This is a genomic window from Mycobacterium heckeshornense, assembly GCF_016592155.1.
Classification (GTDB): Bacteria; Actinomycetota; Actinomycetes; order Mycobacteriales; family Mycobacteriaceae; genus Mycobacterium; species Mycobacterium heckeshornense.
In genome coordinates this window covers 30,468-48,152 of record NZ_AP024237.1, presented here as the reverse complement: position 1 = coordinate 48,152, position 17,685 = coordinate 30,468, and the positions used below count along the sequence as shown (strand labels likewise).

Below are 17,685 nucleotides of genomic sequence, written 5' to 3'. Positions count from 1 at the left end.
CTATTCCACCGGCTCGAGCTCGGAGGTCCTCAAGATCGTCGGCTCTGAGGATACGTAACGGTTCTCGGCACGGAACAGCTCGACCTCCACGGTGTGCCTCTGCCCCGCCGCCTGGACTTCCACGCTGGCCGGCCCGATCTGGGTGATCACCACATCAGCGGATCCCCGGTACGGCTCTCCCGGTTCCCCGACCGAGATCAACGTGTTCGGTCGAGGCGCGGGCATGACGGTCCCATCCACGACACTGACGGTAGTGCCCGTGACCGGCCGAACGCGGTTATCCACGGCAATATCCGGCATCCGAAGACTGGCCCAGCGCTGCAAATCCCGAGTATGCACCGTGATGCGTTCCCCAGCACCGGCCATTCGCAACACAATTCGTTTAGCCAGCGAATCCTCCGCAGCGATGTGAACTCGGCTTAATTCGCCCGGGTCGTCGAGCGGGAGCATCAGGCGGTTCCCTGCGCCGACCTTGCCGAGCAGCACACCCGAGGGTCCTATCGGAATAATGAGCGACCCGGTCAGCGTGCCGCGGCGTACCCCCCGCAACGGGGGCATCGGCGCGCACAGGTTGGCTCTGATGGCTTGGGTCTGCTCCCCCGGCAAGGTCCGCAGCATCACGCTCGGCGGGGCGGTGGGTGGCTGCATACTGCGCACCGTTACGGTCGCTAGAGCCCTGCCGTCGCTGAACAACGTGACGTTCTGAATGATCCCGTCCGCGCGCAGCGCCCAGGCGTGCGCTAAGTTTTCGGCGGTGATGTCACCGGGACGGTACCAATAGGTTGTCAACCAGCCGCCGTCACCGCGGACGGTGCGCCAACGTCGGTTTTGCGGGTTCAGCGCGGCCCGTCCGACCCGCCGTTCCAGTTCGACCATGTCGGTCGCGGTCGCCACCTTGGCACGAATGCCTTGCTGGCGCATCGCTGCACTGATTCGCTGTCCTGCAGCCAGTGTCGCGGTGCCGATCGACGTGCGCCACTGCAGCGCTTCGGCGTTGGCGATCGCGGCCACCCGGACAATCAGCCAGGTTTCCCGCTGGCCGGCATAGGGTGGGGTACCGATCAGCGTGTCGTACACCCGTGGGTAATCGCCTGTGCTGCGCCGCCGAGCCCCAGCGCTGACGACGCTCAGCGAATCAATCGTCAAACCGAGACTCTGGTGCAGCAGCGGCGCTAAACCGGCGATGTCAACGGTGTTTTCGGTATAGGTCGCCGTCGAACCGGTGAACAGCGTCGGCCTGTGCGCCTTACCAAGCAACTGAATGGCCACCACTGCGACACCGTCCTGGTAGCGCACACCGCCGCCGGTGCGGTCGTTGGCCACCGTGATCGGTTCGCTCAACTCGATTGGCCGGCCGCGCTGCCGCCAGAGGTGTAGCCAGTACCACAGCGGATGCCCGCGCCAATGAATGACGCCGCCGGCCAGTCCTACAACCAAACCTGTTGCGGCGCCGGGATAGCCGCCAATGCTCCACCCGGCGAGACCGACGGCAAAGATGCCGACGATGATCGCGAGTTTCGTCGTCGCCGTCATCGCGCCCGCCGGGCTCGCGCGATTAGCCATGCCATGACGACCGCGGCCGCCACCACGGCGGTCAATCCCAGCGCCACATTGCGGGCGCGGTGATCCGGGGGCGGCGGGGGTGTGGCCGGTGTGATCACCCGGGTCTGCGCACCGGGTGCCAACTTGTCGCCGGGGGGAACGTTGAAGGTCAGCGCGGCCACCGGGTCGACCACGCCGTAGCCGACCTGATTGTCGACTCCCCGCGGCGGATTGTGGGCTGTCTGCAGGATCCGGTTGATGACCTGATGGGCGGTCAACTCCGGATACTTGGCGCGCACCAGTGCGGCTACCCCGCTCACGTAGGCCGCTGAAAAGCTGGTGCCCCAGAACGGCATGTTCTTTTCACCCGGGCGGATCGGCGGGTAGGCGTTCGCAGGTCCCCCGGTTTGCGGGGACAGCCCCATAATCCCCACACCCGGGGCTGCAGCGGCGACCCAAGGCCCGGACAGGCTTTTGCTGATCGGGGCGCCGGTGTTATCGACCGCGCCCACCGAAAGCACGTAGTCGGAAAACCACGACGGCGACGACACCGTCTTGACTTGATGCCAGTCGCGAGGATCGAAGGGATCCAATGGGTCGAACGACGGGTTTTGGGCACACTCGTCTTCGCCCTCATTACCCGCCGCCGCGACGATCACCGCATCCTTGACCGTGGCCGCGTACCAGACGGCAGCGCCAATACCGCTCTGATCCAACGGATCAGCCGCCGAAACGCATGCCGTGACGCTGACGTTGATGACTTTGGCGCCCATGTTGGCGGCGTGGACGATGGCGCTGCCCAATGTGGCCACGGTGCCGGCCTTCTTGCGGGCCTCGATGTCGCCGCCACCCGGGTTCACCGGTTCGTAGGCTCGCGACGATTGGCGGATCGCGATGATCGTCGCGTGCGGCGCGACCCCAACAACCCCGTCCGGCGCCCCTGGTGGAGGTGGCGGAACCTCCGGGTCCTCGGCCTGGTCGGGGGTGGGATCCCCCGGCGCGTTTGAAGGTTCGTCGGCTGGTGGAGGCGGTGGCGGCGGTGGCGCCGGTTTGATTTCGGTGATCGTCACCGGCGACGGCGGTGGTGGTGGCGCCACCGGCGGGGGCGCACCGCCCGGAGGTGGCGGTGCCGCGAACGCCGGTGGTGGCCCGGCCGGCGGTGGAAACGCCGGGACAGCCGGCATCGGGGCGGGCATAGGGATTCCTTGCGGTGCCGCGGCAATCACCGAAGCCACGATGGTGCCGTGAGCGTCGCAGTCCATCAGCCCGTCGCCACCCATGATGTAGTCGCCGCCGGCGACCGCCGGTAGTCGCGGGCTGGGATTGACCCCGGTATCGATGACCGCGACCGGTACGCCGTTGCCAGTCGAGTATTGCCACGCCTTGCCGATGTTGAGCATGGTGAAACCGGGTGCGGTCACGGCTACGTTCGGTTCGGCGACCGTGATCGTGCGCGCACAGACGTTGCTTTGCCTCATCGGCTGGTCAGGACCCGGCTTGCCATCCGCCGGTACTCGGCCCGGGTCGACGCTGGGAGGTGGAATCGCTTGGGCCACAGGACAATTAGCTGATACTCCAACGAGTAGCCCCGTCAGCCCCATCGCTGCAATCCGCTGTGTCCACGTCCGTGAGGCCGTCGGATTCATCGCATGCGCACCCAGGTGAACAGTCCGCCGATCCACGCCGCCAAGGGCATGGCGACAATGATCGCCACGATTTCCAGCCATTCTGCGACCATCCGCACCAGCGGCGTGAACCGGGTGATCGGCACGAGAAGCGCCGCCGCCAGGCCGGCGCCACCGAATGCGACCAGCATTGCGGCTCCCCAGAGCACGGGCTCGCCGGAAGGCGCAGGTTCGTTTAGCACGTATTTGACTACACCGACGCACACCGCGGCAACGGCCCCGCATACCAGTGCGATGGCCTGACGTTTGTCGGCGAATGCCCTTCCGCGGCTGATGAAGATCAGCACAAAAAGCCCGCAGAGTACCGCCGCGGCCACGCTGCGACCCTGACCCGGCATCAGGGTGGCCCACACCGCGGCGGGCAGTGTCAACCCGGCAGCCGCGCAGATCCCGGTCAGCACGTTGTTGGCGCGGATGGCGGCGGCGGCGATTTCCCTACCGCGCGGCGTGGTGTCGGCATTCGCCTCATCTTCGGCGCCCTCGTCCACGGGTGCCACCGCGTCGGCCGGCAGGCCGGGGCTGCGCCGGAAGAGATCGCGCCCGGTGATGGAGCCGAAATACGGGGGCCGGATTCGCGCCGCCCACAGTGCGATCGTCGGCGCCAGGGTCAGTAGGAGCAGCAGGACGATCAGGGTGCACATGCCGAGCCATTGGGCTGGAATCGGCCGCCACATCCGCGCAGCGGCCACCGCGCCGCCCAGCGCGCACAACGCCACGATCGTTGACGACACGTTGATGTGCCGTCCGGTCGTCACCGCTATCCCACAGGTCAGCACGGCGAATAGCAGAGCCCCGATAAAAAGGTGCGCCGACCCGACGTTGCCGGGAGCCGCAGCACCGAAACTCACCGCCAGCATGGGCGCCGCGAGCCAGGCGAAGCCATCGAGCATGTCGTTGCGGTGCGGCCACCACCGCCATACCACCCCGGCCCCGCCGGCGGCCAGCAGGCCTGGTACGCCGGTGGCGATGCTGGACACCAGCGAATCGCTGGCGAGACGATTGCGTACAGCGAATACCACCACGGTCAGCCAGATCATCGCCAAGATGGCCAGTGCTGTGTGCGCTGCAGTGTCGGCAGAGACGGGTTGGAACAGCTTTTTGCCGATCCGGGCGAGTGCTGTCGATAGCGACTCGTACTGCGGCTCAAACGAGTCGCCTTCGACTGCGGGAACGAGGACCAGTGTGGCGCCGTCCTCGACGCCGAGTTCATCGAGGGTCTTGGTGACGTCGAGCCGCACACCGTTGGATTTGTGTAGCTCGTAGCCCATTCCGAGATCCAGCCCGGGCAGACCACGGCGTTTGAGTTCCTCATCGAGCAGTTCGACGATGTTGTCGATGAACATTTCGACCGGCACCGACGCCGGATACACCTGCGACACAAGGTGGTCGCCACACACCACTGCGACCGCGCAGCGAGCGGGAAAAGTGACCTTCGCCGCCATTAGCGTGGCCTATCGGCGTCCGGGATATATTTGTCCGCCAGTGCCGCGGTGATTTCGAATAACCGCAGCCGTGTTTTCTTTTTCAATTCATGCTGGGTGTCGATTATGCCGCCTTTTGCAAGGTGTGGGTCGTAGGGCATAAATTCGACCGTCGCGCCTGATTTCCCGAAACGCTCGGTAAGGTATGCTCGTGCATCCGGGTCGTATTCATTGCGGCTGTCATTCAAAATGACCATGCTGCGTGACACCAACTCGTGGTAACCCATTGCCCGTAGCAAATCGATCGCGCGGGTCACCGGCAACGACGTGTCTGCGGTCAGGCCGGAGACGAAGACCAGAGTGTCACAGGCGTCGAACACGGCCTTCATGACCGGATGCTCAAGGTCGTCGGATGTGTCCACCACGATCACGGTGTGCGTGCGGCGCAGCCGTGACAGAACCCCGGTGAACATGGACGGGACCAGCGGCCGCGGTTGATCGGATGCGCGGTTTCCGGCCAGCACGTCCAAGCCGACGCTGTTTTGCCCCAAGTGTTCTCGAATATCGGCGTAACCCTGGACGTCGGTGTCGTTCAAAACGGCCGTGTAGTCGCCTGGTGGGTTTTCGTCGATGCGACCGGCGAGTGTTCCGAATCCAGGTGCCGCGTCGATGGCCACCACGTTCTCCGGTCGGCATTCCCTAAATACCGCGCCAATACACGCAGTCATGGTGGTTTTCCCGACACCCCCCTTGCCGGAGACTACTCCGATGACATACTGCTTGCGGATGTGGCGGCGGATCCGCTCCTGCAGTTCGCGGTAGTGGCGTTCGGCCGGTGATTCACCGAGGTTGATGGTGTGAAACGATGCGTTATAGACGAATTTGCGCCATCCAGAACCCGGCGGAATTTTGCGCGGCGCAACCATATCGGAAATTCGCAGGGTTCCCGATACGGATTCTTGATGGCGCGCAGCCGCCGATTCTATCCGGCCCGGCCTGAGTGGCTCCGGCGAATTCGGTGCCGCGTTCCACGGATTTGTCACGATGCCGATGCTAACATGGCGCGTTTACCCCTTTTTACTACACGACCTTTCGGTACGAAAACCATTCTTGATTGGCGGGCAGGCGGCGCACCATCCGGTTGATCGCGTCGGCGATGCTGCTGGTTGTCCCTGGCCCGATGATCATCCATCTCTTGCCGGATGAGGAGATGTGCTCGCCGACCAGCCGGCCTTCAGGGGTATCGGCGATAGCAACGACGCTCTGCTCCACGTGTTTTCGGGTGGGCTGACCCGTGTCTACCCCGGATTGGGTTGCGACGACGAAGGCGCGCGCCGATCGTTTTGTGTCGGCGGCCATCATCAGGATTTGCAACTGGTCGCCGTCCAATCGTTGGCTGAGAAGCTGCCGTCGCAAGGTTTCTCGGTTGGTGACGCCCACCATCACCTGGTCGACATCCACGGTGACCGGCTGCAGCGGTGCCGGTTCCAAGGTTCCGCATAACCGCTCAATCTGACGCATTACGACCTCGTTGGCCGAGGACTCGGTGGTGGAGGTCCCAGCGCCACCGATACGAACGAGGTTTTCTGAGCGTTCCATCACGACCCACCACTGCGCGAACCGCGCCAGGATCGCGCGGTCGGGTGCTTCTTTTTGAGTTCCTTGCATGTAGATCAGCAGTGCGACGTCGCGGCGCGCAAGCACCGTCAGCCATTCCACCACGATGGGGTCGACGTTTCCTGAGTCGTCGATCACACCGGCGGCTTGCAGCTCCGCGGCGATCGGATGCGCCAGCGCCAGCTGCGGCGTTTCCACGCTCGGCAGGATGGGCCGCAGCGCCAGCTCGGGGGCCACCATCTCGATGCCCGTCAGCACTTGCAGAACCCACAATCCGTCGACAGTGGTGGTTAACACATCTCCTCCAAGCCAAAGCGCGGGGCGCACATTCGCGCGCGCCCCGCGGTCGGCTATCTGTAAGACCTAACCACCCAGGAGATTTGCCGCCGTGGCGTCGACGTGGTTGGCCCCGAGGAATGAGGCGTCAACAGCGTTGCTGTGCCGCATGATGGTGTCACCGATATCCGACACCGCGCTGGTCAGTCGGCGGAGGCTGTCGAGGTAAGCGTCGCCACCTTGACCGATAAGGTGCTCGGACACCAACGCGTTGCCGGCTTGCATCAGGTCATGTGCATGCTGGCTCAGCATCGCAGCCTGTGTGGCCATGGCGTGGGACAAGTCTGCTCCGGCGCCGTAGTTGTACGAGATTTCCATCTTTTCTCCTTGCTGAATATGGCTTAGGGGTGAAAGATCGCTCGACCAGCGGACAACTACATCTGGGTCGGGCTTGCGCCGGGATGCACGGCGGAAAGCTGTTGGCTGGCGTCAGCTTCCTGAGCGATGTAATTGGCCTTGGCGGTGTTGAGGTGCTCATGCAATTCCAGGCTGGCCGCGAGCGCTTGATCAAGATCGTGCTTGATTTGAACTGCCGTCGCGTGCGATGTGGCGCAAGCCTGACCGGACCAGCCTGCATTGATGATGTTCTCCGAATGGGCTATGTATTGGCCGCCGAGCGCCTGTGCTTCGGCTAGAAGCGAGTCGGCCTTTTGGATCATCGCTTCGACCGCCTCGATTCCTACCTGCAGATTTGCTGCCATTTATGTCTCCCTCTCGTTCGCTGGACTGGCCCGGGGCTCCGGAGTATTGCGTAGAGTGTACTGGCTGCAGGGCGGCTGTCACTTCACCTTGTGACAGACGTGAGGCGACAGCTTCCTGTCGTTGCATGTGTTAACTAATTCGCGAACGGCAACGTGTTCTAGCTGGATGGCTTGCTGGGCTGCCGTCGGCCGATTTAGCCCGGTAACCGGTGACGAACTACGGCGAGCCTTGCCTCTCAGCGTCGACGACAATCCGTGCATGCGTGACTTTCTCCTTATCCGACTCGCCGCCCTCACGACCCAACATTCCGGCAGCCGCGGGTGAAACGGGCATCATCCCACCACCGGTGGCCGTCGTGGTGGTCGGGCCACCTACCTGAGCCGCATTAAGAAACCCGCTCGCCCTGAGCCCCGTTGGCCGTCCACCCAGTTCGGGTTCGAATGTGCTGGCCGGCCGCGTGAAGCTGGTCAACCCGGCACCGGAATAACCGACACCGCCAGCGCCGCCGGCTGCGCCAGACCCCAAGCCGGCCGCACCTCCACCGCCGGCGGCGATCGGCTCGGCCGCCGCGGCCACTGGTTCAACCGCAGCCGAAGCGCCCGATTGGGACATTAGTCCGGGGAACATCCCCATCATCTGTTGTAGTGGGCTTGAGAAACCCTGCATTCCGCTCTGTAAAAATTGCGTCGATCCACCAGCCAACGATTGCGCGGCCTGCGGCAGGCTGGTCATCGCGCTCTGCATTGGCTGCAAAAGTTGAGTGACCGACTCCACGGGCGACGCCGTCGATCCCGCGGTTTCTGCCGCCCCGCTCGGCAATGACGGCAACCCTCCGGCGTTGCTCGCCGCCGATTCGGCGGCAGACTCCGCCGGCGCCGCCGCCGCGGCCGGGGACGCCCCCAACGGTGTAATCGGTGGGGGCGTGCTCGTTATGGCGCCCATTAATGTGGTCAACGTCGTGGCATACGCGACCCCGGCGCTTGTGTTCTGCGGCCAGAAGTGGTTGTAGTACTGGTCCTCGAGCGCGATGATCGCCGGAGTATTGCAACCACACCAGTTGGTGCTGTACAACGCGGCCGTCTCGTCTCGATTGGATTGACAGACCGCCGCCGGGATAACGGATGACCTGGCAATCGTGTTGGCTTCCACCGCCGCTTGCCCGATGGACACGTGCTTGAGACAGTGCGCCATCATCGGTGCCAGCCCCGCGAAGTTCAGTTCGTTGCCCTTCAGCGCGGAAGCGACACCGCCGAGACCTATCCACTGCGACATGGTCGCCGCGATGTTGGCCATGGATGCCCCCATCGACAGTTCGTGGCTGACCGCTTCGCTCAGCCATGCCGCAATATTGGCGACCACGGTCGACGGGTCGCTGGATTCTAGGAGCGCTGCCACGCTTTCAGGCGGACCGAACCACAAGGGGTCGGGCATATTGCCTCGTTAGACGATCGACGAGATGTTTACCGAGCTAAGTAGCTCGCGCACCACGTAGCTGATTGCGGACAGTCCTTGGGCCCCGGCATAGGCGGCCCGTTGCCCGACGTGCTCCGCAACCGAACCCAGGTACGCAACACCCGCCTCGTTCAGCGCTGCCGAGAACGCCGCGTCGTCGGACGTGGGCACCATGGGCACTGTTCCGGTGAGGGCCGCGGCCCCGGCCGCGTTGTTGGCGGCCATGTCGCCGCTGATCACCATCTCCGTAACGGACGACAGATTGACCGCCTCAGGAGTCACGCTAAGGAAACCGGTCATGTGTGTTCCTCCCGTTGGTCGGCAGGATGTTCCTGCGAAGTAATGCGAGCTTAAGACATCCCGCGCACTCGTCCAGACGAATTCTGCGGTACCCGACGCCGCGGCGCAATTCGCCTTACTCCAGGTGCCCGGGTGCGCCGACTAGCACCCCTTCGATCTCGCCATCGGTCGTCACCAGCAAGCCGCGTCCGGGGGGCAGTTGCTGGGCGCTGATTCTGCCGTAGACCTTGACGTTCGCTGGGTCGTTGTCCATGAACAAGGTCGGCGAGCGGGACCCGGTCAGCTTCTGCAGGAAGGGATTCATCACCACCTGCGATGCCCAGTTGCCGGGCAGCCGTGCCGCGATGACGTGCAATCCCACCTCGCGACTGCGTTCGATGAATGGCCACAACGGCGCCGTCGCGGCCGGCTTCATCACCTGATTGTGGGGCCGCAGTTCATGCTCGTCGTCGATCAGGACAAAGTGGTGCGCGCCCTCCCACGGCTTTCGGTTCAGCAGCTCTTCTTGGCTGAGCCCGGACGGTGGCAGACGATCGCGCAGCAGCTCGGCCAGTTCGCTGACCACGACATCGATGTCGTCTGCGGTGTAGGCATAGGCACGCACATGGGGACCCCGGATCTTGCCGATGAGTGTCGTCTTCGGGTCGATGATGGTGATCTGCGCCTGCTCGGGGCCGAACCGCTCGATGATCGCCTGACCGAAAGCCGCCAGCGTCGTGGTCTTCCCGCACAGCTGACGGCCCATCACCAGCATGTTGGGCACCATTCGGGTCGGCAACGCCACCGGCTGCAGGGCGCTCTCCCCGATCGCGAATGGGATGTTCAGTGGGTCGGCCGCATCAGCGGTCCGGTCGAATGCCTCGATGACCTGATTCAGTTCCACCCGCTCGGGCAGCCGGGACAGGCGCTCCACCTTAGCCGCACCCGTGACCCCGGCAATGAGCGCACCAATACCGCGGGTCGTCACCCGCTCACCGTCGGTTCCGGTGATTTCGGGCAATCCCACCAACAGCTCGTATCCGTCCCTGGTGAGCCCAAAACCCGGCCGATCCAAGGTGTTTCGCGCAGCCTTGCGCAACTCCGGGGAGGTGCCCATCTGCGTTTCGTCGGGGTTGCTCAGCCGCAGCTGTATCCGCGCGTTGGAGACCGTGATCATCCCTTGCTTCTGCCCGACGAACCACGCGTTGGCGCTGGTCATTACGTGCACCCCGTAAGACAGGCCCTGTCGTGCGATGGCGATCGCGCGGTCGCCCATGCCGGGGTCCTTCTCGTACAGGTCACCGTAGTTGTCGATGACCAAAAACACGTCGCCGAACTTGTCCTCGGGATCGGTGCCTCCGCCCCCGGCGGCGCCGAAGCGTCGTTCGCGGAACTCGGAGATGTCGATCTGGTAGTGCTTGAACGACGCCTCGCGGGCGCGGATCAACCCCTCGATGGTGGCGATCGTCCGTGACACGCCTTCGGTGTCGTTCAGGCTGACCACCCCGGCAACGTGGGGAAGCTCCTCCACGGGATACAGCGACGCCCCGATACAGAAGAACGTCACCCGCTCCGGGCGATACATCAGCGCAGCGGACGTCATCAAGGTCATCAACGTCGTCGACTTGCCGCGCTGAGCTGTTGCCACCACCATGATGTTGTCCATCTCGGCGTTGATGACATGCACCCGCTGCGCGTGTTCTTCGGGTATGTCGACCATTCCGACCGGGAACACCAGCCCCGGGTTTTGCCCGTAGTCGACATGCCAGGGCTTGCCCCGCCAGTAGGCCACCAAAGCGTCGATCGGCTCGCTGACTTCCAGCGGGGGCAGCCAGATTTGGTGCGGCGCGCGAGCTGGGTGCGCCACAAGTGATTCTCGGATGACGTCGAGAATCTTCTTCTTCTTGAAACCGTCAGCGTGGAACAGGAATTCGTCGGGTTCCTCGGGTTCGTCGGCCTCCGCCAGGGCCGCAGTGTCCTCCGGGCTGAGCGGCTGGTATTCCCACGTGAGCGGACGAGGCTTCGAGAAGCTGACGTCGATCGTCTTGTCGACTTTCTTGGTCTTCTTGGGCAGCACGAACGGCGCCGATAGATAAAAGCACCGGAACGGCTCGAGATCGCGCGGCCCGACCTTCAGCAGCGCGTAGCCGTTTTCGCGCGCCGGCAAATGCAAGGCAGCGTCGCTGCCAATGACGTCCCGGGAGTCTTCAGCGGTTTCCGCGCGCAGTGCAATCCGAAAAGCGATATTGCTCTTGACCTTGCTCAGCGACGACAGATCCAACCGCTGGCCACCCAAGGTGAAGAACACATTGCAGCCCCGGCCTTCCTGGCCGATGTGGATGACCAGCTGGACCCATTCAGGGTGGTGATGGAAGAGTTCGAGATATTCGTCGATGATGACCAGCAGGATCGGCACCGGTTCCAGGTCGCGGCCGGCCAGCCGCATCTCCTCGTACTCGTTGGCGTCGCGAGCACCGGCCTCTTTGAAAAGCCGGTAGCGCCTTTCCATTTCACCGTTGATCGCTTTGCGCATCCGCTCGGCGAGATGCCGGTCGTCTTTGCCCAGGTTGGACAGGGAGCCCGCGACATGGGGCAGACCTTCAAGGTCTTGGGCCGCGGATTCGAACTTCATGTCGACAAAAATGACGATGAACGTTTCCGGTGAGTGGGTGAGCGCGATGCCGTTGCACAACGACAGGAAGAGCTCGGACTTGCCTGATCCCGATGTCCCGATCACGACGGAGTGAAAGCCGTACCCGCCGAAGTCTTTGGCGCGGAAGATGATGTATTGCAGCTCACCACCAGGCTTGATCCCTACCGGCACCATCGCCCACTTGGGATCGCCCCGTCCGCGGCTTTCCGCCCACAGCCGGTCGACGTCGAGGCGGCGTGGATCGCTGATCCCCAAGGCCCGCAACAGTTCACCGGCCTGGCTGTCGGTTTCGGACAACTCGCTGGCGCTCATCGGTGACCAGCGCGCCAGCGCCCGTGCATAGCGGTGTGCGGTGCTTTCGGCGAGCATGTCAGCCACCGCGTAGAACGCCTCGCGGTGATAGAGCCGGCCTTCACGAAGCTGAAATCGCTGGTCCTCTTCGGCGAAACCGACACCGACACCCGCCCGGGTCGCCAGTCGCAGCACGGTGATACCGGCCATCCCCTTGAGCCCGGTCACGCCTTCCCACTGCTCGGGAGTGCCGGTGTTGTCGTCGACGATCACCCAATGCGGACCCAGCGACAGGCCTTGCGCCTCCATCGGGGACGGCATTGAGGAGGGGCTGGTACCGACCGGCGGGGCCCACGGCCCGCGGCCTTTGCGGTGCAATTCGGCGTCGAGGGCTTCTTCCAGCTCGGTGGGCGACGCGAAGACCAGCCGGCGCAGGCCGCAGGCGTCGAACATTTCGTCGTGGTGGTTGTGCGGCAGCCATACCAGCCAGGACCACTGCTCGGGGTGGCGGGTCACCACCATGAGCTTGACGTCGTTGGGGCTGTGGTAGACCGCCAAGGAGCACAGGAGCGCCCGCATGAAGCTGTGCAGCTCGCCGGGGTCGTCGCTGATGAAGCTGAATCCGGGTTTCGACCGCAGGCTTAAGACCTTGCCGATGCCGCGGATCTTGCTTTGCTCGAGGATGAAATCCCTTAGCGCGCCGCCGGTTACCGGCTCCAGCTCCTCTCCGATGGGAACCTCGGGCCATTGCAGCGACACGGCCGCGTCGCTGGCTTGCTGAATCCCGATCCCCAGGCGCACGTCCAGGAAATCCGCGTCGTTGGGGCGGCGCTCCCACATGCGGGGCCCGCCGATGACGGTGTCGAGCTTCTGCGGATCACCGTGGACGAACAGCTGGGCGCGTTTCTGCTCCTGAGCGGCCCGCTGCACTTCTTCACGGTCCTCGTCGAGTTGGCGCAGATAGCTGCGTCGCTGCTTTTCCTGCTCGCCCCAGGAGATACGGCGGGCTCGCCCGAAGCGCCCGCTGAACATCAGTGCGCCGAACCCGAATAATCCCATCATCGGAAAGAAACCCGACTGCAGCGAGCGCACGCCGGAGGTGTACATCACCACCAACGTGCCGATGATTCCCACCAGCAAGGCCGGAATGGCAATCATCATGAGGATGTTGCGGGGCTCACGTTCAGGCAGCGCCAGTGGCGGAGCAACCGCCACCCGTACCGGCGGAACGGCCGGCGGTGGTTTACGGGCGCCCCGCACGAACCCTCGTTTCGACATGCCTAACCTCCTGCCTGCGGGTTGGCTTGGGGTACGGGCGCCACCGCGCCGTTGCCCACAATGGTGTCACGCGCTAACAGCGCGCTATCGCGGCTGATGGCCGGCCCTGCCGCAAATGTGCGCACAATCGGCCATGGCGCCTGAACAGCGCTACGCGGATCCAGTCCCAGTGCTTGTAAAGTGCGGTTATCCGACTGGATCCCGTAGCGAACACCTTGCGGTGATAGCCAATACAGGCTTTCGCGGCTGTCGGAGGTCGCCACACCGCTCGTGGTCGCCACGAAGTTCGCCGCGCCCGGCAGCAGCAGCGCCTGATCAGCCTCCACGGATTCGGGATTGCGGTCGTCGCGCACCAGATGCACCAACCGGGCATCCATGCTGATCGGTACCGGCAGGCCCCGGCCGCTGAAGATGGTGATGCTGGCTTGCGGGTCGCTGGACTGCTTCTGCCACGCTACACAGGTCACCGGATTAGCCGCTGTGTCAATGAAATCCAGTTTGCCGGGCGGATAGTAGTCGACGTTGAGCACATCGACCGTGGGGATGTGGATCAGCTTGTCCGGCGTGATCAATGTCGGGGTAGCCGAACCTGCCGGATTCGCAGTGCGCAGCAGCTCGGCAACGAAGCCGGTGATCTTTTGTACCCCATCTGGAAGCAATACGTAAAAGCCGGTGACCGTGCCGGCGGCGTCGCGGGTTTCCAGCACGCTGCCCACGGTCGAGCCGGGCAGCCACCGTGACGGTGTCCCCGCTTCCGGGATCGGCGGTACCACAAGGGGTTCGGTGGAGGGCATGGCGTCATACAGGGCGTTGGAGATCTCGATCGGACGCGTCACTCCCGGATCGAGACCCAGGTTGAAGGTCACCGAGCGGTCCATGGGGTCGATGCGGGACCGGTGACCACCCCATATCACGTAGGTCGCGTCCTTGTGGGTGGCAAGGATCGCCTGCGCCGGGCGCATCGGAGCGGCGCGGCCGAATGCCGACAGCTCGCCGGCGATGGATGTCACGACAGGAGCAGCCCGGGCACCGCGGGTGGGAGCGGTGTCGCACACCGTCCACGCGGAGACGCTGCTCGGGGTGACCGTGAGGCTGTCGGGCACACCGGGGATGCCGATCATCGGCCCGGTCGGATACTTCGCGATTTCGCTTGCCTTGACCCAGGCCGGGGCGGCCGCATTGCCGACTGCCAGCCGAGCGGAAGTCAGGTTGAGCGCCGGGTAGAGCCGCCCGTCGATCTTGGCGTACACCGCGCCGGTGTCCCGGTTTCCGACGATCGCGGACTGGCCCACCAGCCCGGCGGGTTTCCAGATGTGCAGCAAAGCCATCCACCCGAGACCAATGAGGACGAACACGATCGACAACGCCACTGCGGCTTGCTGTTTGCGGTCGTCGTGTTTCATGCGGACCGAAAACCTGGTGATCGCCGCCCGCAGCCGACGGTTATAGAACAGGTGGCCCGAGTTCTGGTCGCGGTTGGACAGGTTGAGCGGCATGGTCAGTATCCTCTCGGCGGTCTACGTGCGTCCGCCTGTTGGACCAGCGCAACCAAGTTCGCACCGTTGGCGGCGACGCCGTAGCGATGCATTACATAGTTCATCGACGCGCAAATGTTGGCCACCGGGTCGTAGATGTTCGTCGAGGTGCCGGGTTGGTGATACCGGGCGAAGGTAGCTGGGATTGTCTGGGTGATGCCGCGGGCGTAGCCGAGACCGTGCCCGTCGGCTTGCGCGGGCCCGGCCGCGGTGGCGGGTTCCGACGCGATCGCCGATGCCCGGCCGCCGGACTCCCGGGTTATCAATGTCTGGTAGCCCCGCAGCCAATTGCGTCGCGCCACCGGATCGGTGATTCCCATGTGATCGAGTGCCTCGGCGACGCGTTGCCTGATAGGCCCTGCCGTGACAGATCTGTCGTATCGGACAGCGCCCAGCGGGATCGCTGCCGCCGACGACGGCCGACGGCTGGCCGCGGTGTGTCGCAAGTAGCCGATCCGGCGCAGCCGTCGCGCGAGCAGCTGTGCCCGGTGACGCGAACGGTGAATGAGGCGTCGCTGCATTCGCAGCCGAACCGCCATGCGGCGCAGCGCTTCCCGTCTGCCTAACGGTGAATCGGCTGCCGGCATCGCGTCGGCGTATGCATCCTCGAGCACCGCACGGGTGGCGCGCCGGCCCGCCGCGTGGTCGGCGTGGGCGTCAGTCAACACCGCGGCCAGCTCGGTATCGTCCTCGGCGCTGGTTCGAAGCATCCCCGCCATCCGCCGCGCGCGGTCCACTGCGGTCCGCGCGCCGGCCGGCGGTCGGGTGATCCTCGCCGCATGGTCGCGCAACGGGTCCGGTGTCTTCAGTGCGCCAGTGTTCGCCCGGCTCACCCCAAACAGGTCGTGGCCGCGACCCAGCACCGCGAGAGCGTGACGCGTCAGCGGATCCGCGGTCACCGGACGCCTTTCCCGTAGCGTGCCGCGTTTTCGGCTTGCGCCTCCTCACGTAGCGCCGCGATCGCCGTGTTCAACCGGTCGGCCAGCTCGCCGTGGGTGTAGCCGGTCATCACATTCGGGTGCAACGTCAGCTCGACCAATCTGCCGTCGGAGTTTGCGACGGCATGAATATCGCCCAAGTCGACGCTGTAGGTGATGGTTTCGGCTTCGGCTACCAGCTGCTCCCACCTGTCGGCGGCCTCGCTCAATTCGCGCAGCACTGACTCGACGAGATCCTTGTCGCTCAACTTCGCCCGACTGCCCGGCCCCGCCACCGTGCCAGTATCTCGACCGCCGGCGACCAGCGTCAATTCATACCCCCTCGTCGCGCTCTGGTCGTGGGGACACTACACCCCGACCGCAGCTGAGCAGGGCGGGTCCCGACGGCGACCTGCTCAAGAATTGGTGCTGAACCTGCTCGCCGGTGGGGTGCTCAGCACCTGGAACCAGGCGAAGTGATAGTTCGCTGAAGTTCGGTCCCCGGCGGCGATGCCTTCCGTGGCCGCCAATAGCAGGCAGTTCAGCAGCAGCGCGGGATCGATGTCCGGGTACTGCGCCAGCAGAGAATACCGGGCGGTATCGAGGTGGACCCGCAGCACGTCGAGTTCGGCGTCGACGACCCCCGTCCCCGCCGCGCCGGCTTTGGCCAACGTGTGCACCATCCGCGGCAGCCCGTCACGCCAGTGCGTGGCCTCGCTCAGCAACCATCCGAGATCGTCGACCTCGGGCAGTTCGCGAGGTAGCACCGAGGATTCGGTCGGGCCGAAATCAGTCGCCCAGCCGAGCGGGTCGCCGGGGGAGTAGGTCGCCGATAGCGTGGTGGAGCCGAGCAGCGCTGCCGCGTTGCCTTTGCGGCGCGCCGGTTCCAGCAGCCGCACCCCGGCGGGCAAGGTGATTCCCGAAGGTATCCAGCCGTGCGCCAAATCGGTGACCACGACGGTTGCCCCGTCCTCGCGAAGCCCGACAGCCCACCGCAATCCGGGTTCTTGACGGGCGACGAACTGCAGTAATCGCTGCAAGCGTTGATGGTCGGTTTCCTTTTGGGCCGGGACCACCCGCTGGTGGCTTGCGGCGGCAGCCTCGGCCGGGGCCGCCTGCGCGAAGGCATCGGTGTCGTCAGCGGCCCGGGCTTGGAGGAGGTCGTTGTCGTGCGCGGCGTCGTGCTGCCCGCCCGCAACCGCCTCGGTATCGTCGTCGAGTCCGACGTCGGCCGTCTCGGCAACGGTCGAAGGTTCACGGCTTTCGGTCTCGAGCGGCTGCGGCGGCGGGGTTGGCGGTACGAGAGCCTCGGTCACGTCGGTGTCAACCGCATCGGGCGAAGACGGGAGCGTCAGCGGCTGCGCTGCGGTGTCGTCGGATTCCGGCTCGGGCGCTGCATGCTTGCCGGCCGAAATCGGTTCGGCCTCCTGATCCTTGTCGACCGGTGGCGACTCGAGGCGATTGTCGGTGACCTGCTGCCGACGGTCGTCGACGGGAACTTCGGTGGGCGGCTGCGCTGGGGGAGGCGGGGTCGCGGCGACTTTGAACCGCGGCCCCGTCGCGGTGATTCGACCGGGACTGACGGCGCTGCGGCGCTGATGCTCAATACGGTGTTCCTGATGCGCACCGCGCAGATGGCGAACGGTCGACTCGACTCGCCGGACCGCAAAGGCGCGGGCGGCGTTGATGACTCGGGCTTCCTCGGCATTGCGGGCCGGGTCGGCCATCCCCGCCTGCCTGATGCGCTTCAACTGCTCGTTGGCCGACTTGGCGATCCGCTCTAGATCAGCTTTGAGATACTCTGCGACGGTGGCGGTTTCAGCGTTGACCGTCGACAGTTCCGCAGGCCAAAGCCCGCCGATCACCCACGGGGTGCAGTCAACCGGGGAGCTGAAGGCCGGAATCGCGAGGGATTCCTGGGTCGCTCTCCGGAGACGCTGGCGCGCCGTCTTTCGCCCGAAGATCGCCACCGGTCCA

14 protein-coding genes are annotated in these 17,685 nt (G+C 64.8%); all 14 read right to left on the bottom strand.

Annotated elements, in window-relative coordinates; translation table 11 throughout:
- The 14 genes from eccE to MHEC_RS00165 all read right to left on the bottom strand — a co-directional run bounded on the left by eccE (position 1) and on the right by MHEC_RS00165 (position 17,678).
- Positions 1–1,563: a type VII secretion protein EccE gene (eccE, locus tag MHEC_RS00230; protein ID WP_235434917.1), complete on the bottom strand. Its 1,563-nt coding sequence runs from the start codon at positions 1,561–1,563 to the stop codon at positions 1–3.
- Positions 1,530–3,188 carry a type VII secretion-associated serine protease mycosin gene (gene mycP, locus MHEC_RS00225; protein ID WP_048892620.1) on the bottom strand — a complete coding sequence of 553 codons (1,659 nt, stop codon included), beginning with the start codon at positions 3,186–3,188 and terminating at the stop codon, positions 1,530–1,532. The genes eccE and mycP overlap by 34 nt, the downstream gene beginning before the upstream one ends.
- A complete protein-coding gene (gene eccD / locus MHEC_RS00220; protein ID WP_048892619.1) occupies positions 3,185–4,669 on the bottom strand; it encodes a type VII secretion integral membrane protein EccD in 1,485 nt (494 codons plus the stop codon). The genes mycP and eccD overlap by 4 nt, the downstream gene beginning before the upstream one ends.
- On the bottom strand, positions 4,669–5,691 hold the full coding sequence (locus MHEC_RS00215; protein ID WP_099869445.1) for a MinD/ParA family ATP-binding protein: 1,023 nt from the start codon (positions 5,689–5,691) through the stop codon (positions 4,669–4,671). The genes eccD and MHEC_RS00215 overlap by 1 nt, the downstream gene beginning before the upstream one ends.
- 37 nt (positions 5,692–5,728) lie before the next feature.
- A complete protein-coding gene (locus tag MHEC_RS00210; protein ID WP_048892618.1) occupies positions 5,729–6,562 on the bottom strand; it encodes an ESX secretion-associated protein EspG in 834 nt (277 codons plus the stop codon).
- 66 nt (positions 6,563–6,628) lie between these two features.
- Positions 6,629–6,919, bottom strand: a complete 291-nt coding sequence (locus MHEC_RS00205) for a hypothetical protein (protein ID WP_048892617.1) — start codon at positions 6,917–6,919, stop codon at positions 6,629–6,631.
- A gap of 56 nt (positions 6,920–6,975) precedes the next feature.
- Positions 6,976–7,302, bottom strand: a complete 327-nt coding sequence (locus tag MHEC_RS00200) for a hypothetical protein (RefSeq protein WP_048892616.1) — start codon at positions 7,300–7,302, stop codon at positions 6,976–6,978.
- A gap of 217 nt (positions 7,303–7,519) precedes the next feature.
- Positions 7,520–8,698, bottom strand: a complete 1,179-nt coding sequence (locus MHEC_RS00195) for a PPE domain-containing protein (RefSeq protein WP_160315059.1) — start codon at positions 8,696–8,698, stop codon at positions 7,520–7,522.
- Positions 8,699–8,743: 45 nt separating this feature from the next.
- Positions 8,744–9,055 (bottom strand): hypothetical protein, encoded by a 312-nt coding sequence (locus tag MHEC_RS00190; RefSeq protein WP_048892614.1) that lies wholly within the window; start codon positions 9,053–9,055, stop codon positions 8,744–8,746.
- A 115-nt stretch (positions 9,056–9,170) separates the two neighbouring features.
- A complete protein-coding gene (gene eccCa, locus MHEC_RS00185; RefSeq protein ID WP_048892613.1) occupies positions 9,171–13,256 on the bottom strand; it encodes a type VII secretion protein EccCa in 4,086 nt (1,361 codons plus the stop codon).
- Positions 13,257–13,258: 2 nt separating this feature from the next.
- Complete coding sequence (eccB, locus tag MHEC_RS00180) at positions 13,259–14,752, bottom strand: type VII secretion protein EccB (protein ID WP_048892612.1); 1,494 nt, start codon at positions 14,750–14,752, stop codon at positions 13,259–13,261.
- A 2-nt stretch (positions 14,753–14,754) separates the two neighbouring features.
- Positions 14,755–15,690, bottom strand: a complete 936-nt coding sequence (locus tag MHEC_RS00175; protein WP_053094029.1) for a transglycosylase SLT domain-containing protein — start codon at positions 15,688–15,690, stop codon at positions 14,755–14,757.
- Positions 15,687–16,004 carry a DUF2710 family protein gene (locus MHEC_RS00170; RefSeq protein WP_048892645.1) on the bottom strand — a complete coding sequence of 106 codons (318 nt, stop codon included), beginning with the start codon at positions 16,002–16,004 and terminating at the stop codon, positions 15,687–15,689. The genes MHEC_RS00175 and MHEC_RS00170 overlap by 4 nt, the downstream gene beginning before the upstream one ends.
- 120 nt (positions 16,005–16,124) lie before the next feature.
- Entirely contained in the window at positions 16,125–17,678 is a 1,554-nt protein-coding gene (locus tag MHEC_RS00165; protein ID WP_048892611.1) for a DUF5631 domain-containing protein, read from the bottom strand.
- Between the last annotated feature and the right edge of the window lie 7 nt (positions 17,679–17,685).

Coding starts and splice junctions, on each gene's coding strand:
- eccE (WP_235434917.1), bottom strand. CDS start 1,563: ATGGCTAATCGCGCGAGCCCGGCGGGCGCGATGACGGCGACGACGAAA.
- mycP (WP_048892620.1), bottom strand. CDS start 3,188: ATGAATCCGACGGCCTCACGGACGTGGACACAGCGGATTGCAGCGATG.
- eccD (WP_048892619.1), bottom strand. CDS start 4,669: ATGGCGGCGAAGGTCACTTTTCCCGCTCGCTGCGCGGTCGCAGTGGTG.
- MHEC_RS00205 (WP_048892617.1), bottom strand. CDS start 6,919: ATGGAAATCTCGTACAACTACGGCGCCGGAGCAGACTTGTCCCACGCC.
- MHEC_RS00200 (WP_048892616.1), bottom strand. CDS start 7,302: ATGGCAGCAAATCTGCAGGTAGGAATCGAGGCGGTCGAAGCGATGATC.
- MHEC_RS00190 (WP_048892614.1), bottom strand. CDS start 9,055: ATGACCGGTTTCCTTAGCGTGACTCCTGAGGCGGTCAATCTGTCGTCC.
- eccCa (WP_048892613.1), bottom strand. CDS start 13,256: ATGTCGAAACGAGGGTTCGTGCGGGGCGCCCGTAAACCACCGCCGGCC.
- eccB (WP_048892612.1), bottom strand. CDS start 14,752: ATGCCGCTCAACCTGTCCAACCGCGACCAGAACTCGGGCCACCTGTTC.